Raw genomic sequence first — 17,064 nt, forward strand, 5'->3', positions numbered from 1 at the left:
ACCGGTCGTCAGGCGAGCGTGGGGAGGAACGAGAGGAAGGCGATGGCTCCGGCGGCCGCCGCGGCCGCCGCCGTCGAGAGCCGTCGGGCGTGTTTCAATCCGTACGTCCACACGACCCACTGCCACGCCGTCCCGAGCGCGGACACGAACAACGTTCCCCCGCGCGCCGTCGCCACGAGCGATTGCAGTTGGTCGAGGACGACCTGCGGGTCGCTCCCCGAGAGGTCCGCCCCCCGAAGCGCGAGGAAGAACAATCCGATACCGACGAGCATCTGGACGAGGGAAGGGAGCATCCCCCATCCGGCGACCGCGAGCGTGTTCGAGAACGACCCCTCACCACCCGCCACCGCCGACGCGACGTGAAGGCCGACTGCGATCAGGGGCCACGCCAAGAGGACGGTGATGAAGACGAACGGGATTTTCTTCTGGAACCCCTCCCAGACGAGGTTGCCGATGACGACGGTCTTCTGTTCGGGTCTGTCACACCCCGTGGAGAGGTTCGCCGCACCACCGGCGGCGAACCCGTCGCAGAACACTTCGTCCGGACGGTTCGGATTGTCAATTTTCGTCGTTCCGGTCATCCGCTGGCTCATCGACCAGCCAACAAATCCGAAGACGGCGGTCGTGACGAGCGCGACCACGAGGACGACGCCGAACGCGCTTGCGAGGCTCGGCCGCGGGGCTCGGTTCTCGAAGAACCGGTCGGGACGGACGAGGGCATCGAAAATCATAGTTCTCGGTTTTTGTCATGTGGTATAAGCTTTCTCGAATCGAGTAGCCAGCGTTTTGGTTCGCTACTACGACGCTCGATTATGAAGCAGGCAATCGTCGCCCGAACCGACATCGGGATGGGGAAGGGAAAACTGGCCGCGCAAGTGGCACACGCGTCCCTCTCGGCGTACGAGGACACCGGAGAGCGAGCGCGAAAGCAGTGGAAGGGAGAGGGGCAGAAGAAGGTCGTCCTGAAGGCCGGAGGCGAGGACGAAGTGTTCCGCCTCGCGGAGAAGGCGCGGGCGGAGGGACTCCCGCACGCCATCATCCGCGACGCGGGTCACACGCAACTCGACCCGGGAACCGTGACGGCGCTCGCCGTCGGCCCGGCGGACGACGACCTCGTGGACCGAGTGACGGGCTCGCTGTCGCTGTATTGATACCGAGCGAAACCTCACTAAAAGATATCAGGCCACAAACCTTTTGCTGACCGAGTCTCTCACATCCGCTAGGCCACGAACTGTGTTACCAAAGAGCTTACCCGACCACTGATGGACGAATCGACCGTCAACGCCGTACTCGACACGCTACCGGACGTGTTCTACGTTTTCGACGCGGACGGGACGCTCGCCGAGTGGAACGACCGACTCACGGAAGTGACTGGCTACGATGACGACGAGCTCGACGGAATGGCGCCGCTCGATTTCATTCCGGCGGAAGACGAAGAGGAGATAGCGACGGCCATCGACGCGGTGCTGTTGGGCGACACCACCGAGACACGCCAGTCGGCGCTCGTGACGAAGGACGGCGAGCACGTTCCGTACGAGTTCAACGCGACGCGGCTCACCGACGAAGACGGGACCGTCGGTGGGTTCGCCGGAACGGGACGCAATCTCTCGAAGCGCCGAAAGCGCGAGCGAACGCTTCGAAGGGAGCGCGACCGGACGAGACAACTGCTCGAAACGAGTCCCATCGGCATCCTCATCCTCGACGGCGACGGCCAGCTCATCGAAGCGAACGAGCGGGCCGAGACAATTCTCGGTCTTCCGAAAAGCGAGATACTCGACCGAACGTACGACGACGACCGCTGGAACGCCATCGACGAAACGGGAGCACCCATGCCGCCCGCCGAACTCCCCTTCGCCAAAACCATCCGCAACGAAGAACCGGTGTACGATACGGTGATAGGTGTCGAACGGCCCGACGGCGAGCGCGTGTGGCTGTCGGTCAAAAGCGCGCCTGTGTTCGACGACGAGGGAACCCCCGTGGAAGTCGTGGCGTCGGTTTCGAACATCACCGACCGCCGCCGCCGCGAACGCGAACTCCGCCAGCAGCGCGACGAAGTGGAGACGCTGAACCGTATCAACGAACTCGTGCGGGAGGTGATTCACGAACTCGTCGGCGCGGCGACGCGCGAGGAGATAGAAGAGACGGTGTGTACTCGACTCGCCGACTCCGACCTCTATCGGTTCGCGTGGGTCGGCGATCACGACCTCGTCGAGGACAGTCTCGTCCCGCAAGCACTCGCCGGGGACGACCAAGCGTTCCACGAACTCGTCGGAGAGGTCGAGCGAGAGAACGAAGTTTGGGAACGCCCTGCGACGAAGGCGTTCCGGACGGGGCGGCACGTCGTCGTCCGCGATTTCTCCAAAACGACCGTCCTCACCGACCGTCTCCGTGAGGGAGGGTTAGAGCGTGGACTCCGTTCGGGAATCGCGGTCCCGCTCTCGTACGGGCAGACGACGTACGGCGTGTTGGTGGTGTACGCGACACGAACCGACGCGTTCAGCGAGCGGGAAGCCGCCGGGTTCGACACGCTCGGCGAACTCGTCGGGTTCGCCATCAACGCGACCGAGAACAAGAAACTCCTCGCGACGGACCAAGCGGCCGTCGAACTGATGTTCCGCGTTACGGACGACGAAGCACTGCTGGTCAACGTATCGCGTCAAATCGACGGTACGCTCGTCCTCGACGGAACCGTCCCGACGTCCGACGGTCGGTATCTCTACTACGTTCGCGTCGAGGACGCGCAACCGAAACGGGTGGCGGATACCGCCGAAACGGTCTCAACCGTGAACGATTCGCGCGTCGTCTGGATTCACGACGACGAGGGGCTTCTCGTGTTGACGGTTTCGTCGTCGCTCGTCGAGAGCTTCATCGAATCCAGCGCGAAGGTTCGGACGGCGCGGGCACACGACGGCGTGGAGGAGGTCGTCGTCGAGGTGACGCGGGAAACCGATATACGAACCCTACTGACGTCGATTCAGTCCACGTATCCCGATATCGAACTCGTCGCAAAGCGTGACGTCGAGCGAACCGAACGGTCGGAACGGCGGTCCCGAGACGTGCTTTCGACGAACCTCACCGACCGACAGCGGTCGGCGTTCCACGCCGCGTATCTGGCCGGATACTACGACTGGCCGCGCGAGAGCACGGCCGAACAGGTCGCGGAGTCGATGGGAATCGCACCGGCGACGCTTCATCAACACCTTCGAAAGGCGGAAGGGAAGCTCGCGTCGTCGTTTTTCGACAGCATGATGGAGTGAAATGTGGTTCGATGGGGCGTGTGACACACGACACGAGCCAACGTACGTAGGTACTGCGTACTTACCCACGACGTACCACTACACGATTGATGGAGAGACAAACAACGACGCGAACATCCCCGGCGAACACACGAACCGAGATATCGGTCGAAACGTTGTTCGACGTTCTTAGCAGCCCGTACCGACGATACGTCCTTTCGTTCCTCTCCGATGCGACGACGCCGACCACGATGGGGGACCTCGCCTACCACGTCGCGGCGTGGGAGGCCGACACCAGTATCACCGAAATCGACGACGAAGACGCGACGGAGGCGGAAATACTGCTGTATCACGTCCACCTGCCCAAGATGGAGTCCATCGGACTCGTCGACTACGACGCCAAATCCGGGGTCGTCGAACCCGGAGAGCGAATCGAGGTGGCGACGGACTGCATCCCGACGAGCGAGTAGGGTTTTTTAATTCGGTTCGGACGTAAGGACCGGACGAATGCGCGAGGCACATCCCATCGAGACCGCGGTCGGCATGGAGTATTACGTCAGCGACGAGGACGGCGTGGGGGGAACCCTCCGGGAGACGAACGAGGACTTCCGAGTGAGAGAGATTGAACGATTCGACGCGGACCCGCTCGACGCGGACCCCGGCTCGTACCCGTATCTGATACTCCGCGCGACGCTCCACGGGTGGGATACCAACGACTTCGCCCGGAGCCTCTCCAGCGCGCTCGGAATCAGCCGCGAGCGGGTGTCGTGGGCCGGGACGAAGGACAAGCGCGCGGTGACGACCCAACTGTTCAGCCTCCGAAAGGTCGAGCCGGACGACCTGCCGGAGATGCGCGCCGCCGAACTCGAACCGGTCGGCCGCGCTGGACGGGAACTCCTGTTCGGCGACCTCGTGGGCAACGAGTTCGAAATTACCATCTCGAATCCGGACCACCCGGAGAACGCGGACGAAATCGCGGCTCAACTGCGCGCGTTCGCTGGCGGGGACGGGGGGCTCGCGGTTCCCAACTTCTTCGGCCAGCAACGGTTCGGCAGTCTCCGGCCGGTGACGCACGAGGTCGGCCTGCACGTCGTCCGCGAGGAGTGGGAGGCGGCGGTGATGGCCTACGTCGGCAACCCGTTCGAGACGGAACCGGAAGACACGCGGGAGGCCCGCGAGCGCGTCGAGAACCTCGCGCCGAACTGGGACGCCGTGCTCGACGCCCTACCGGGACGACTCGGGTTCGAGCGCTCGATGGCCCATCGACTCGTCGAAAACGGCGGCACCGACCCCGAGGACTTCCGGGACGCGCTCGAATCGCTCCCGACGAACCTCCAACGGTTGCTCGTCAATGCCGCCCAGTCGTACGTGTTCAACCGCATCCTGAGCGAGCGACTTCGGCGCGGGCTTTCGTTCGACAAACCGGTCGCGGGCGACGTGGTGTGTTTCGCGGAGGAGGTAGACGGCTTCACCGTTCCCGACATGGACCGCCAGCAGACCGTGAGCGAAAAGCGCGTCCGAACCATCGAGCGCCACTGTCGGCGGGGCCGGGCGTTCGTCACCGCGCCGCTGGTCGGCACCGAGACGGAACTCGCCGAGGGGGAGCAGGGAGACATCGAACGCGAAATCCTCGACGACCTCGACCTCGAACCGCACCATTTCAACCTCCCGGGCGAGTTCCACTCGACCGGCACCCGCCGCGCGATACTTCTCGGAAGCGACTTCTCGCTCTCTCACGACCCGCTCTCGTTCAAATTTTCGCTCCCGTCCGGATCGTACGCCACCGTCTTCCTCCGGGAGTTCCTGAAAGCGAATCCGCTCGATATGGGGTAGGCGACTGCGGGCCGCCTGTACCTCGACGCTCCCCCTTCTTTGACCCCACCTCGCGTGCTCTATCGCCCGATTTACCCGACCATACCGTCCCCCGAGCCTACCGTCCGTTCGGAATCGTGCGTCCGAGCAGGAAGGCTGGCAGACCGACCAGTGCGACGAAGACGAGGAGATACACGAGCAAGAAAACGGAAAGCAAGAAGTCATTCGGGCCTCTGACCCGAGTGACCGGTGTCGTCAGTGCGAGTACGACGGCGAACGCGACGGGCGGAACCGCGAGAGCCATCCGCCTGTGGCGGCGAACCGCGGCGGCGTAGCCGACGACGGTCATGAACGACGCCAGAAGGACCGAAAACGCCGCGAACAGGAATTTGCGTATCGCGTACGGGTTCGAGGCGAAGAGCCGAGCGGCGACGGCCGAATCGACGGCGACGGCCGCCAGCATCGCCACACAGAGGCCGACCACCCACGCGAGGAGGGCGGTGGCCACCGTACGGTAAAACGTCGGCCGGACGTCGCTGAACGCCAGCAACCCGAGGACGGCGTAGGTTCCACCGGCCACGACGATACCCATCGAGTAGCCCGAGACGGTGCGATTCAATCGGAGGGTTCCGACGAACAACGCGAGAACGCCGAGAACGCTGACGATACCCGCGACCGAACGAAGCGTCCGTTCGTTTCGGCTTCCCTCTCGACCCCCGAGTCGAACGAAGCCGACGAGGAGCGCGAACAGGACGCCCGCCGGGAGGAGAACGTCGAAGAGGAGGTTGAACGCGATGTCACCGGACAGCGGTAGCGTGACGGCCACGAAACTCCACGCCTCACCGGCAATCCCGCCCGACCGTGCGAACGCGACGAACGCACCGTCTCCGGTGTCGCGGAAGGCGGTCAGGGAGAAGGAATTGCCGTCCACGCTGGCCCCCCGCGGCGCGCGGGTGACGACGGTTCCGGGCGGCCCGACGACCGTCAGTCGGTCGGCCCCGAGTCCCGAAATCGACCCCTCCCGTGCGTGTCGAAAACCGTCGAACCGGACGACGCCGCCCGGAGCAGTCGCGGCGGCGCTCGTCCGGTACCGAAGGACGACCGTCTTCGTGCCGACGACGCGAGCGTCGAGGAACGGTTCGGGGTCGAGGGAGGAACCGGGACCAGCGTTCTCGGCGATTTCGTCGAGCACCCATCCGTTCTCGCGGAAGTACCGCGCCGTTTCCGCGCTCGCAAGCCGGTTTTCCACCGTCCACGTCGCGGTGCCGTTGTCGTGAACCCGAATCGCGGCAGTGCTGCGCTCGACGTCGAACGTCACGTTTTCGACGCCGAGGGTTTCGGCGTACTGGTGTGCCTCTTCGGTGAAGCTACCCCCGCACGGGCCACAGAACGGCTCCGGCGGTGGCGCACTCGAAGCGGGCGTCGCAACACCCACCGTGAGAATCCACAGGAGGACGAGCAGGGAGAGGAGTGAACGCCGGGAGGAGGGGGAGAAGAGTGAGCACCGGGAAGTGAGGGAGAGGAATGAACGCATACCCACAATTGTATTTCATCCGATATTTTTCTTTCCCTCACCGAACGCGTCGTCGAAACGCCGAGGTTAAACGCCGCGATTGGGAAAGAACGCGCATGAACTGTCGGCAGTGTGCGTCCTCGCTCGAACGCCCGGGCGACTACTGCCTCGTCTGTCGAACGCAGAACGCCGATTCCGTCGTTCTCGCCGTGACCCGCGACCACGCCGACATCACGATGCTCAACGACGAAACCGTGGTCGGGAAGACGGGCGTCAGCACCACGCCCGAGGAGGGCGAAACCGAGGTCGTCGAACTCCGTAACTTCGCGGGGCGCATCGCCGACGAAGTGCGACGGAAACACCCCGAGGACGTGTACGCGGCGGGCGACCGCGGCGTGATTCGCGCCGTCCGCGCCCAACTCCACTACGATTTCTACCGCGTCGGCGACGAGAACCCCGTCGAGGAGGTGCTGGCGCGGCGCGGCGAGCGCTCGCTCGAAGTCGTGGACCTCGACCCCGCCGAGAAAATCGGCGGAACGCACACCACCCTCATCGGCAACCGCGACGGCATGCGCGTGATTCGGGAAGTCGCCTGCCACCCGCACGTCAAGAAAATCATTCCCGGCCCCATCAACGCGGGGGGTGCGAGTTCCGACTCCGGGGTCCGCGCCAAGGCCACCCGCGCCGACGAGAACGGGAACGTCCGACTCCTCCTCCGCGACGGGTCCAGCGTGCAGGAAAACCGCGTCGTCACCACCGCCATGGACCGCGACCTCGGCGAGCGAATCCGGGAGGACCTGAACGAGGCCCTCGAAGAGAGCGGCTTTCGATGAGGACGAAGCAGTTCGATTTCGTGGAGTAGCACCCAGCCATTCCGGCGTGCGCTGGCGCGGGGACGAGGACGTGTCGTCCGAGTCGCCTCGCTGAAGCGCGCGAGGGATGAGCATCACAGCGAAGCGAGAAGCGCAATCGGTTGGGGAGGGTGTGGCTGATGCGGTGCGGTGGCAGTCATGTGACGTCCGTACTTGCACGCACGGGGAAATCACGACCGACGCACACCGGAACACGACCGACGCGTTCCGAGAGGTCATCCACGGACGAAACCACAGCAATCGCACTAACCCGAAAATCCGAATCGGCCACATCCCTCGAACTTCACGTCTCGAAAATCAGTCGGCCAAACGTGTTTCGTCGCCGGTACCATCCGTCAGCGCGCTCGCGATTGCACCTTTCAACACGACTTCATCGCCGAGCGTCGTGAGCTGGACGTCCGGCTGATTGTTCAGCAGGTGGTTGCCGACGCGCTCCCGAATCGGGTCGACGACGAGTTCCTCGTTGTTGAGCACGACGGCACCGCCGAGGTAGACGACCAGCGGCGCGTACGCTTGGACGACGTTCGCCACGCCGACCGTGTTCCAGTGGGCGAGTTGTTCGATAACGTGGTCGGCGAAGGGGTCGATACCGGCGTTCTCGAACACGTCTTTCGCGGAGAAATCGGGGTCGTCGAGCGGGAGCGCGGTCGATACGGTTTCGTCCTCCTCGGCGAGCATCCGTGCGTACTCTGGGATGTTATTGCCCGAGCAGTAGGCCTCCCAGTGGCCCTCCTTGCCGCAGCCACAGGTTCGCCTGCCGTGCGGGTCGACTATCATGTGCCCCACCTCTCCCGCGTTGCCGTCCCAGCCGGTGAGGACGTTACCGTCCACGGTGACGCCCGCGCCGATACCGCTCGAAATCGTGATGTACACCATGTCGTCGGGGTTGCGGTCGCTGTAGAACCGCTGTCCGATAGCGCCCGCGTTGGTGTCGTTGTGGAGGGTCACGCGCTCGCTGTGGATGAGTTTCCCCACCGGTCCCGTCAGGGGGATTCGGTCGATGGTGTCCGGCAGGTTCGCCGGATTATCGACCGCACCCTCCGCGAGGTCCAACGGGCCGATGCTGCCGATGCCTGCCGCCCGAATCTCACTGGGGTCGATGGTCGCGTTCGAACACGCCCCGCGAATGCATTCGAGCACTGCTTCAGTAACCGCGATGCCGGTCGGTCCCTGTGGCGTACCGCGGTCGTACGTGCTGACGACGTTGCCGCCTTCGTCGGCAACCGCCGCCCTGACGTTGGTCGCCCCCAGGTCTACACCCGCGTAGTAGGCCATTCAGGTGAACAAACGTCGTCCGTCCCACTTAACTACAGGCATTTACTCGCCGTCGAGTTTCTTTCGACGACCCGAGAGGTTCGGCCGTTCGCCTGTCGGAGTTAACTGGTTCGACGGCGTTGAGTGGAATATGGCGGACGACCTCCCGGCCATCGACGACGAGACGGAATCCGCGCTCCACGAACTCGAACTGGGTATCGAAGGGCTCCGGAAGGGACACGGCTACCTCGTCCAGTTCCATCACGCCACCGGCCACGCGATGGAACACTTCAGCGAGGCCGAAACCCACCTCCGCGCCGCCGGGCACGACGACCTCGCGGACCACATCCGCGACGAAATCCTCCCGTGTGGCGTCCTCGGCGGCGACCGATGGACCTACGAGTTGGTCGAATCGTTCGAAACGGAGTTCCTCCGCAACATCGAGGCGTTCGAACGAGCGACGCGAGAGGAAGTCGCCGACGGGGAACGACACATCCGAGAGCGGCGAATTCAACGACGCTGGCAGGAACGCGCGGAGGAGTGAGAGACAAAAAAGCGCGACGTCCGATTGCGGGGGTTCAGTCCTCGCGGACGAACGTCACGGGGCAGGGAGCGGAAAGCATCACTTCCTGTGCGGTGCTGCCGAAAACGGCCTTCCCGGTCGGCGAGCGCTTGCGGCCGCCGACGAAGACGCTATCGGCGTTCACGTCCTCGGCGAGGTCGACGATGGTTTCGCCGTGCTCGCCGATCGCACCCCGAACCGAGTAGCCGATGTCCTCGGCGTCCAGCGCGTCCGAAAGCGAGCGAATCGTCGCGTGTCGGGCCGCCACCTCGTCCGAGTTGGGTTTCCCGGCCGGGTCGTAGTCGAGTCGGTCTACAACGTCGTCGAACTCGTCATCGGTGAAGACGTGTGCGAGGACGACCGTCGCGCCGGTCGGCCCGGCCACGTCGATAACGGCGTCGGCGAGTCGTCCGGTTCGGTCCGCGTCGCCCGGTCCTACCGCGAGAAGAATCGTCTCTATTGCCATGGTAGCAACTCTCCATGCAGAATATTAAATATAGGGGGAGATTCACTCAAAAGCGAGATAATCGGGATGTCAAGCTAGTTGGGACTTCGCCGCGAAGCGGACCGTATGATAACGCCGAAACTGGACGGACGAGTCGCGCTGGTCACGGGAAGTTCGAAGGGCATCGGCCGGGAACTCCTCCTCTCGCTCACCGACTGCGGGGCAGACGTGGCCGTTCACTACCATTCGAGTGCGGACGAGGCGCGGGACGTCGCCGAGAGTGCACAGGAGAACGGCGTCGAAGCGACGACCGTGCAGGGGAACGTCACCGACCCGGACGAAGTGGACGCCCTCTTTTCGACCGTCGAGTCCGAACTTGGAAGCGTGGACGTGCTAGTGAACAACGTCGGCCCGTTCGCACCCGACCACTGGGAGGACATCTCCTTCGACCGGTGGAACGCGGTGCTGAACGGCAACATCAACGGAACCTACCTCTGTTCGAAGCGGGCGCTCCCGGAGATGCGCGAGGCGGGATTCGGTCGAATCGTCAACGTCGGCTACGCCAGCGCGGAGAAGGGACTCATCAACCCGAAGAACGCCCCGTACTTCATCGCCAAGGCGGGCGTCCTGATGTTCACCCGGATGCTCGCCGCGGACACCCAAGCGGACGGCGTGACCGTCAACGCGATTTCGCCCTACGTGGTCGAAAACTCGGACGTGTTCCCCGACGACCTGCCTCGCGGCGAACCGGCGAAGTTCGAGGACATGGGGCAGGCGCTGCGCTTCTTCGTGGACGAAGACAGCGACTACCTGAGCGGCGTGAACGTCGAAGTGGACGGCGGTTGGTTGCCGGAGAAGGTCTGAGTCGGGTCAGTTCCCTTCCAGCGCGTCGATGGCTATCGCTCCCGCGACGAGCGCCGTTTTCGGTATCGACCCCGTGTCGTGGATGCGAACGTCGTACTTGTCGCGGAGCGAGAAGTGGCCCTGGATTTCGCCGATGGAATCTCCCTCGGGCGAGGTGATTGAGTACTTGTGCGGGAGGAACGAGAGGACGTCGATGAGCGACCGCAGCGCTTCGAGGACCGCACTTCTGGAGGCGACTTCCGCGAGTTCGGTTCCGTCCGGGAGTCGTATCGTCCAGCGGTGGTGGAAGAAGGTGAAGTTCTTGTCGAGAACCACCACCGGTTCGCCCGAGCGTTCGTCCACGAGGATGTAATCGCCAGCGACATCGAAGACGTTCTTCGCTTTCACCCGAAAGACGACGTTCCCGTCGGCGTCGTGAAACGGAAACTCTTCTTTCATCTTGAACAGCTTCTGTTTCGACTTCAGGACGAGGTTCCCGGCGGAATCGTACACTTTGTACTTGTTCCGGAAGTGGCTCTGTTCGACCGTGTACGTATCGTCGTCGAGAACGATACCGCCGATGTCGCGCCGCGTTGGAGGTTTCATTGTTCACAGCTTGTCGTGTTATTGTATTTAAATGTGGGGGCGAGGCTATCGCTCTCCGCCGTCCGCCTGTGCTTCCGTGACCCCGATATCGCCGTCGCCGTCGACATCGCTATCTTCGATTTCCGCGCGCCGTCGAATCGCCCGCTCGATGAACTCCCGCGGGAGGGCGTCTATCTCCCCGGCTTGCACGTGCCAGAGGTTCGCGTACAGGCCGTCGAGCGCGAGCAAATCGTCGTGAGTGCCGCGTTCGACGATTTCGCCGTCGTCGAGGACGACGATTTCGTCCGCGTCCTTGATGGTCGAGAGGCGGTGTGCGATGGCGAACGTCGTCTTCTCGTCCACGAGCGAGGAGAGACTGCGCTGGATGAGGGCCTCGGTTTCGGTATCGACGTGGCTCGTCGCCTCGTCGAGGACGAGGATTTCTGGGTCCTTGAGAACCGTCCGCGCGATGGAGAGTCGCTGGCGCTGACCGCCCGAAAGCTTCACGCCGCGCTCGCCGACTTTGGTGTCGTAGCCGTCGGGCAGGTTGACGATGAACTCGTGCGCCTCGGCGGCTTCCGCGGCCGTCTCGATTTCGTCGTCCGTCGCGTCGAACGTCCCGTACGCGATGTTCTCCTTCACCGACCCGTAGAAGAGGAACGGTTCCTGACTGACGTGGCCGACCGACCGCCGCAAACTGCGGAGGTTCACGTCGCGGATGTCGGTGCCGTCGATGCGGATGGCTCCCTCGTCAACGTCGTACATGCGGAGCAGGAGTTTGAGGACGGTGGATTTCCCGGCCCCGGTGGGCCCGACGAGCGCCAGCGTGTCGCCGCGTTCGGCGCGCAAATCGATGTCCGAGACGACGGTCTCCCCGTCGTAGCCGAATCCCACGTCGTCGTAGACGACTTCGCCCTCTGTCACGTCCAAATCCGGCGCGTCGGCGCTCTCGTCGAGCGTTCCCCGTTCGTTCATCAGCGAGTACACCCGGTCGCTCGACGCCTCGGCGCGCTGGTAGATGTTGATTATCTGCCCGAACTGCGCCATGGGCCAGATGAACTGCTGGCTCAGGATGACGAAGGTGACGAACACGCCGGGTTCGAGCGCGCCGGTGAGCGGCCCCGGCGCGCCCGAGAGCAGCCAAAAGCCGCCGACGGTGAAGGTGACGGCGTAGCCGATGCCGGTCAGGAGGCTCAGGCCGGGGAAGAAGGTGATTCGGGTCGTGATGGCGTCCCAGTTCGCGTCGTAGTAGTCGCCGGACGCATCCTCGATTCTGCCGGATTCGTAGGATTCCGCGGTTTCGGACTTGATGACGCGGATACCGCCGAGGTTGTTCTCCAGTCGGGAGTTGAGCGCGCCGACGCTCGCCCGCATCGCGGCGTACTTCGGCTGGATGGTTCTGACGAACAGGTACGTGAACGCGGCGAGGAAGGGGACCGGCAGCAGCGCCACCAGCGCGAGCGCCGGATTGAGGGTGAACAGGATGCCGCCGATGCCGACGATGAGCACGGCGATGCGGAGCGCCGAACTCAGCCCGTCGTTCAGAAATGTCTCCAACTGGTTCACGTCGTTGTTCAGGATGGACATCAACTCGCCCGTCTGCTTGCCGTCGAAGAAGTTCATGTCGAGCAGTTGCATCCTGTCGTAGGTGTCCACGCGGAGCTCGTGCTGGACGCCCTGTGCGAACGCGTTCCAGCCCCACCCTTCCAGCCACGAGAACGCGGCACCGACGAGAAACGACGCGAGGACGACGCCGATGGAGAGCCAAAGCTGCCCGGACGGCGTCGTCGGCAGCCACGCCGACGGGATTAGCGGGAGGGAAAACGCCTGCTCGTTCAGGAATATTGCATCGATGGCGATACCGAGGATGACCGGCGGCAGGAGACCCGAGAGGCGTCCGAGTATCGTCCCGACGAATCCCGCGACGAACTGCGGCCAGTAGCCGCGGCCGTACTCGGCGAAGAGTCGCCACATCGTGTGCCGTTCCGCTTCCTCCGGTACCGCTGTGTTCGATGGCACTTACTTTGGTACGGACCGAACGAATATGTCCCGTTCGGTGGTGCGTCTCGGCTCCCACAGTTCCGTCTCCTCACGTTTCACTTTCACTCCGCTTGCATTCCCAACCGATAGGCATACCCTCGTTCAGTCGCTGTCTGAGGATAGATGAGCAAGGACTACATCGAAGTGCGGGGGGCCGAGGAGCACAACCTCAAAGACCTCGACGTCAAGATTCCGCGCGAGGAGTTCAACGTCGTCACCGGCCTTTCGGGGTCGGGGAAGTCCTCGCTCGCCTTCGAGACGGTGTACGCTGAAGGACAGCGACGTTACATCGAGAGCCTGTCGGCCTACGCCCGGAACTTCCTCGGGCAGATGGACAAACCGCAGGTCGAGAACGTCGAAGGCCTGTCGCCCGCCATCTCCATCGACCAGAAGAACGCGGCGAACAACCCGCGTTCGACGGTCGGAACCGTGACGGAACTGCACGACTACTTGCGACTGCTCTACGCCCGCGTCGGCACGCCACACTGTCCGCAATGTGGGCGGGAAGTCGGCGAGCAGAGCGCCCAGAACATGGTTCGTCGGGTGCTCGATTTACCCGAGGGGACCAAGGCGAAAATCGCCGCGCCGGTCGTCCGCGACCAGAAGGGCGCGTTCGCCGACCTGTTCGACGACCTCGTTTCGGACGGCTACTCGCGCGTCGAAGTGGACGGCGAGGGGTTCGATTTGACGCTCGACCGCCCGGACCTCGACAAGAACTACGACCACACCATCGACGTCATCGTGGACCGCGTGAAGGTCAGCGAGGACGCCCGGAGCCGCATCAACGACAGCGTGGAGACCGCGCTGGAGGAAGCGGAGGGCGTGATGAAACTCATCGTCCCGAACGCGCCCGAAGACGTGAACCTCGGGTCCGAATCCCGCTCGACGGGCGACTTGGCTGGAGACGGCGACGACCGACTCGTCGTGGAGTTCTCCGAGGAGTTGGCCTGCACGAGTTGCGGCATCGACTTCCGCGAAATCGAGACGCGAAGTTTCTCGTTCAACAGTCCACACGGCGCGTGTCCCGAGTGTGAGGGTATCGGCGAGACGAAGGAGATAGACGAGGATCTCGTCGTCGAGGACCCGTCGAAACAGCTCAAGCACGTCTTCGAGCCGTGGAGCTACCAGCGGACGTACTATCGCCGCCAACTCGATTCCGTCGCCGAACACTTCGGCGTGGAGTTGACGACGCCGTTCGAGGACCTCAGCGAGGAGGTTCGACAGGGATTCCTCTACGGCACCGACGAGGACGTGCTGTTCAAGTGGAACACGAAGAACGGCATCCGCCGGAAGGAAGAGCCGTTCGAGGGCGTCATCCCGAACCTCGAACGACGCTACGTCGAAACCGACAGCGACCGCGCGCGCGGCCACATCGAGGACTACATGGCCGTGACGGAGTGTCCGGCCTGTGACGGCACGCGACTCCGCCCTGAAAGTCGCTCGGTGTACGTCGACGGCACGTCGATTTCCGAAGTCAACCGGATGTCCATCGGGGACGCGCTGGTTCACTTCGAGAACCTCGAAGCCAACCTGACCGACCGCCAGAACCGCATCGCCGAGGAGATTCTGAAGGAGATTCGCGCCCGACTCGGCTTCATGGAGGAGGTCGGCCTGCAGTATCTCACGCTCGACCGGGAGGCCTCGACGCTCTCGGGCGGGGAGAGCCAGCGGATTCGACTGGCGACCCAAATCGGCTCGGGACTGGTCGGCGTCCTCTACGTGCTGGACGAACCCTCGATCGGACTCCACCAGCGCGACAACGACCGCCTGCTAAACACGCTGTGTGAACTCCGCGACTTGGGCAACACACTCATCGTCGTCGAACACGACGAGGAGACGATGCGCCGGGCGGACAACGTTATCGACATCGGACCCGGCCCCGGCAGGCGCGGCGGCGAAGTCGTCGTGCAGGGCGACGTGGAGGACGTGATGGCCCACGAGGAGAGCATCACGGGCGACTACCTTGCCGGGCGAAAGGAGATCCCCGTCCCCGAGGAGCGTCGGGAGAGCGACGCACACCTCACGGTTCGAGGGGCGCGCCAGCACAACCTCAAGGACCTCGACGTGGAGATTCCGGTCGGGAAGTTCACGGCCATCACGGGCGTGTCCGGGTCGGGCAAATCCACCCTGATGCACGACATCCTCTACAAGGGGCTGGCCCGCGAGATGAACGACAACACCTCGGTGGACCCCGGCGAACACGACGCCATCGAGGGGATGGACGAAATAGAGAAGGTGCGACTCATCGACCAGTCGCCCATCGGTCGGACGCCGCGGTCGAACCCCGCGACATACACGGGCGTGTTCGATTACATCCGCAAATCGTTCGCCGAGACGAAACTCGCCAAACAGCGCGGGTACGAGAAGGGTCGCTTCTCGTTCAACGTCAAGGGCGGGCGCTGTGAGGAGTGTGGCGGGCAGGGCACCGTCAAAATCGAGATGAACTTCCTCTCGGACGTGTACGTTCCGTGCGAGGAGTGTGACGGCGCGCGCTACAACGACGAGACGCTGGACGTGACCTACCGCGGCGCGACCATCGCGGACGTGCTCGACATGTCCGTCGAGGAAGCCCACGACTTCTTCGAGCACGACTCGCGCGTCCGTCGTCGCCTGAAACTGCTGAAGGACGTGGGACTGGACTACATGAAACTCGGCCAGCCGTCCACGACCCTCTCCGGCGGGGAAGCCCAGCGCATCAAACTCGCCGAGGAACTCGGCAAGAAGGACGCGGGCGAGACGCTGTACCTGCTGGACGAACCGACGACCGGCCTACACCACGAGGACGAGCGCAAACTCGTCTCGGTGCTCCAGCGACTGACGGACAAGGGCAACACCATCGCCGTCATCGAGCACGAACTCGACCTCGTGAAGAACGCGGACCACGTCATCGACCTCGGCCCCGAGGGCGGCGAGAAGGGCGGCGAAATCGTCGCCACCGGAACGCCGGAGGAGATCGCGCGCGCCGACGACTCGTACACCGGGCGGTATCTTCGCGATAAACTCCCACACGTCGAACTCGACGGACCACGTGCGGACAGACCCGCACCCGCGGCGATGGACGATTGAGGACCGGCGCGCGAGACCGCTCGTAAACCGGGATGCAACTGTTATCGAGCGAGATACGAAACGATTTTTCGAAGCGGAATGGCGGGCTTACCCGGGAGAATCGGCCGCTTAAGCCCGGTTATCGTAATTAGTTTGAAAACTACAGTCAGCTAAGCACTGGATAACAAAGTGTCGTCCGCGGTAACTTCGCACTCGTGTTACGTCCGGGTGGCGGTGGCATAGCCGAAACAACCGATTGCGACTCTCCGGTGGCATGAGTTCGACTGATGGAACCCCTCAAGAACTGTCCGAAGACCTCATCTTCGACGTTCTGAAAAATAGACGACGACGGTACACGCTCCACTACCTCAAGCAGCAGGGCCGACCGGTGGAACTGAGCGAGCTCGCCGAACAGGTCGCCGCGTGGGAGAACGACACCACGGTCGAGGGCCTGTCCGCGAACGAGCGCAAGTCGGTGTACACCTCGCTGTACCAGACGCATCTCCCGAAGCTCTCGGATGCGGGTATCGTAGAGTACAACCAGAGCCGCGGCATCGTCGAACTCTCCGACAACGCCGCGCAATTGGAGGGGTACTTGCGGCCACAGGACGAGTTTCCGTGGATTCGGTATTACCTCGGTCTCGCCATCGTGAGCGCGATTCTGGTCTTCGCCGACTTTTTGGGTATTCCGCCGTTTTCGGCCATTCCCGACAAGATTTGGGGCGTCCTCATCGTCGCCGCGTTCGCGCTCTCCGCGCTCGTTCATTACCTCCGACGTCGGCAACTCGGGACGGGAGAACGACCGCCATCGGCGCGGTAGCGACCCCGACCCGAGAGAGAAGCTATTTTGCCCCGCG

At 63.6% G+C, this 17,064-nt stretch carries 15 protein-coding genes; 9 read left to right on the top strand and 6 right to left on the bottom strand.

From position 1 onward, the window contains the following. Positions 1-8: 8 nt before the first annotated feature. Positions 9-731 (bottom strand): Yip1 family protein, encoded by a 723-nt coding sequence (locus V5735_RS09415; protein ID WP_423743287.1) that lies wholly within the window; start codon positions 729-731, stop codon positions 9-11. 81 nt (positions 732-812) lie between these two features. On the opposite strand from V5735_RS09415, the gene pth2 reads away from it, so the two are divergent. The 4 genes from pth2 (at position 813) to truD (ending at position 5,069) form a co-directional block, all read left to right on the top strand. Beyond that, positions 813-1,151, top strand: a complete 339-nt coding sequence (gene pth2 / locus V5735_RS09420) for a peptidyl-tRNA hydrolase Pth2 (protein WP_007979870.1) — start codon at positions 813-815, stop codon at positions 1,149-1,151. A gap of 111 nt (positions 1,152-1,262) precedes the next feature. Then, complete coding sequence (locus V5735_RS09425; protein WP_423743288.1) at positions 1,263-3,257, top strand: PAS domain S-box protein; 1,995 nt, start codon at positions 1,263-1,265, stop codon at positions 3,255-3,257. Positions 3,258-3,346: 89 nt separating this feature from the next. Further along, a complete protein-coding gene (locus tag V5735_RS09430; RefSeq protein WP_423743289.1) occupies positions 3,347-3,706 on the top strand; it encodes a DUF7344 domain-containing protein in 360 nt (119 codons plus the stop codon). A 37-nt stretch (positions 3,707-3,743) separates the two neighbouring features. Then, on the top strand, positions 3,744-5,069 hold the full coding sequence (gene truD, locus V5735_RS09435) for a tRNA pseudouridine(13) synthase TruD (protein WP_423743290.1): 1,326 nt from the start codon (positions 3,744-3,746) through the stop codon (positions 5,067-5,069). A 97-nt stretch (positions 5,070-5,166) separates the two neighbouring features. On the opposite strand, the gene V5735_RS09440 is transcribed toward truD, so the two are convergent. Further along, on the bottom strand, positions 5,167-6,582 hold the full coding sequence (locus V5735_RS09440) for a hypothetical protein (RefSeq protein ID WP_423743291.1): 1,416 nt from the start codon (positions 6,580-6,582) through the stop codon (positions 5,167-5,169). Between the two features lie 95 nt (positions 6,583-6,677). Here V5735_RS09440 and V5735_RS09445 point away from each other — a divergent pair, with 95 nt between their 5' ends. After that, a complete protein-coding gene (locus V5735_RS09445; protein ID WP_423743292.1) occupies positions 6,678-7,394 on the top strand; it encodes a DUF2103 domain-containing protein in 717 nt (238 codons plus the stop codon). Between the two features lie 336 nt (positions 7,395-7,730). Here the strand turns inward: V5735_RS09445 and V5735_RS09450 are convergent, their stop codons facing one another. Further along, on the bottom strand, positions 7,731-8,708 hold the full coding sequence (locus V5735_RS09450; RefSeq protein WP_007979884.1) for an ROK family protein: 978 nt from the start codon (positions 8,706-8,708) through the stop codon (positions 7,731-7,733). 130 nt (positions 8,709-8,838) lie between these two features. Here V5735_RS09450 and V5735_RS09455 point away from each other — a divergent pair, with 130 nt between their 5' ends. Next, the gene (locus V5735_RS09455) at positions 8,839-9,231 is read left to right on the top strand and encodes a hypothetical protein (RefSeq protein ID WP_423743293.1); all 393 of its coding nucleotides are present in this window, start codon (positions 8,839-8,841) and stop codon (positions 9,229-9,231) included. Positions 9,232-9,265: 34 nt separating this feature from the next. On the opposite strand, the gene V5735_RS09460 is transcribed toward V5735_RS09455, so the two are convergent. Continuing rightward, positions 9,266-9,715: a universal stress protein gene (locus V5735_RS09460; RefSeq protein WP_423743294.1), complete on the bottom strand. Its 450-nt coding sequence runs from the start codon at positions 9,713-9,715 to the stop codon at positions 9,266-9,268. 105 nt (positions 9,716-9,820) lie between these two features. On the opposite strand from V5735_RS09460, the gene V5735_RS09465 reads away from it, so the two are divergent. Continuing rightward, a complete protein-coding gene (locus tag V5735_RS09465) occupies positions 9,821-10,558 on the top strand; it encodes an SDR family NAD(P)-dependent oxidoreductase (protein WP_423743295.1) in 738 nt (245 codons plus the stop codon). Between the two features lie 6 nt (positions 10,559-10,564). On the opposite strand, the gene V5735_RS09470 is transcribed toward V5735_RS09465, so the two are convergent. Both V5735_RS09470 and V5735_RS09475 read right to left on the bottom strand, forming a co-directional pair. Continuing rightward, positions 10,565-11,143 carry an LURP-one-related/scramblase family protein gene (locus tag V5735_RS09470; RefSeq protein ID WP_423743296.1) on the bottom strand — a complete coding sequence of 193 codons (579 nt, stop codon included), beginning with the start codon at positions 11,141-11,143 and terminating at the stop codon, positions 10,565-10,567. Positions 11,144-11,188: 45 nt separating this feature from the next. Continuing rightward, positions 11,189-13,096: an ABC transporter ATP-binding protein gene (locus V5735_RS09475; RefSeq protein ID WP_423746013.1), complete on the bottom strand. Its 1,908-nt coding sequence runs from the start codon at positions 13,094-13,096 to the stop codon at positions 11,189-11,191. A 189-nt stretch (positions 13,097-13,285) separates the two neighbouring features. On the opposite strand from V5735_RS09475, the gene uvrA reads away from it, so the two are divergent. Continuing rightward, on the top strand, positions 13,286-16,228 hold the full coding sequence (gene uvrA, locus V5735_RS09480; protein WP_423743297.1) for an excinuclease ABC subunit UvrA: 2,943 nt from the start codon (positions 13,286-13,288) through the stop codon (positions 16,226-16,228). Positions 16,229-16,481: 253 nt separating this feature from the next. Continuing rightward, positions 16,482-17,027, top strand: a complete 546-nt coding sequence (locus V5735_RS09485) for a DUF7344 domain-containing protein (protein ID WP_007979899.1) — start codon at positions 16,482-16,484, stop codon at positions 17,025-17,027. Positions 17,028-17,064: the final 37 nt, after the last annotated feature.

This window comes from Haladaptatus sp. SPP-AMP-3 (genome assembly GCF_049568665.1).
Taxonomy (GTDB): domain Archaea; phylum Halobacteriota; class Halobacteria; order Halobacteriales; family Haladaptataceae; genus Haladaptatus; species Haladaptatus paucihalophilus.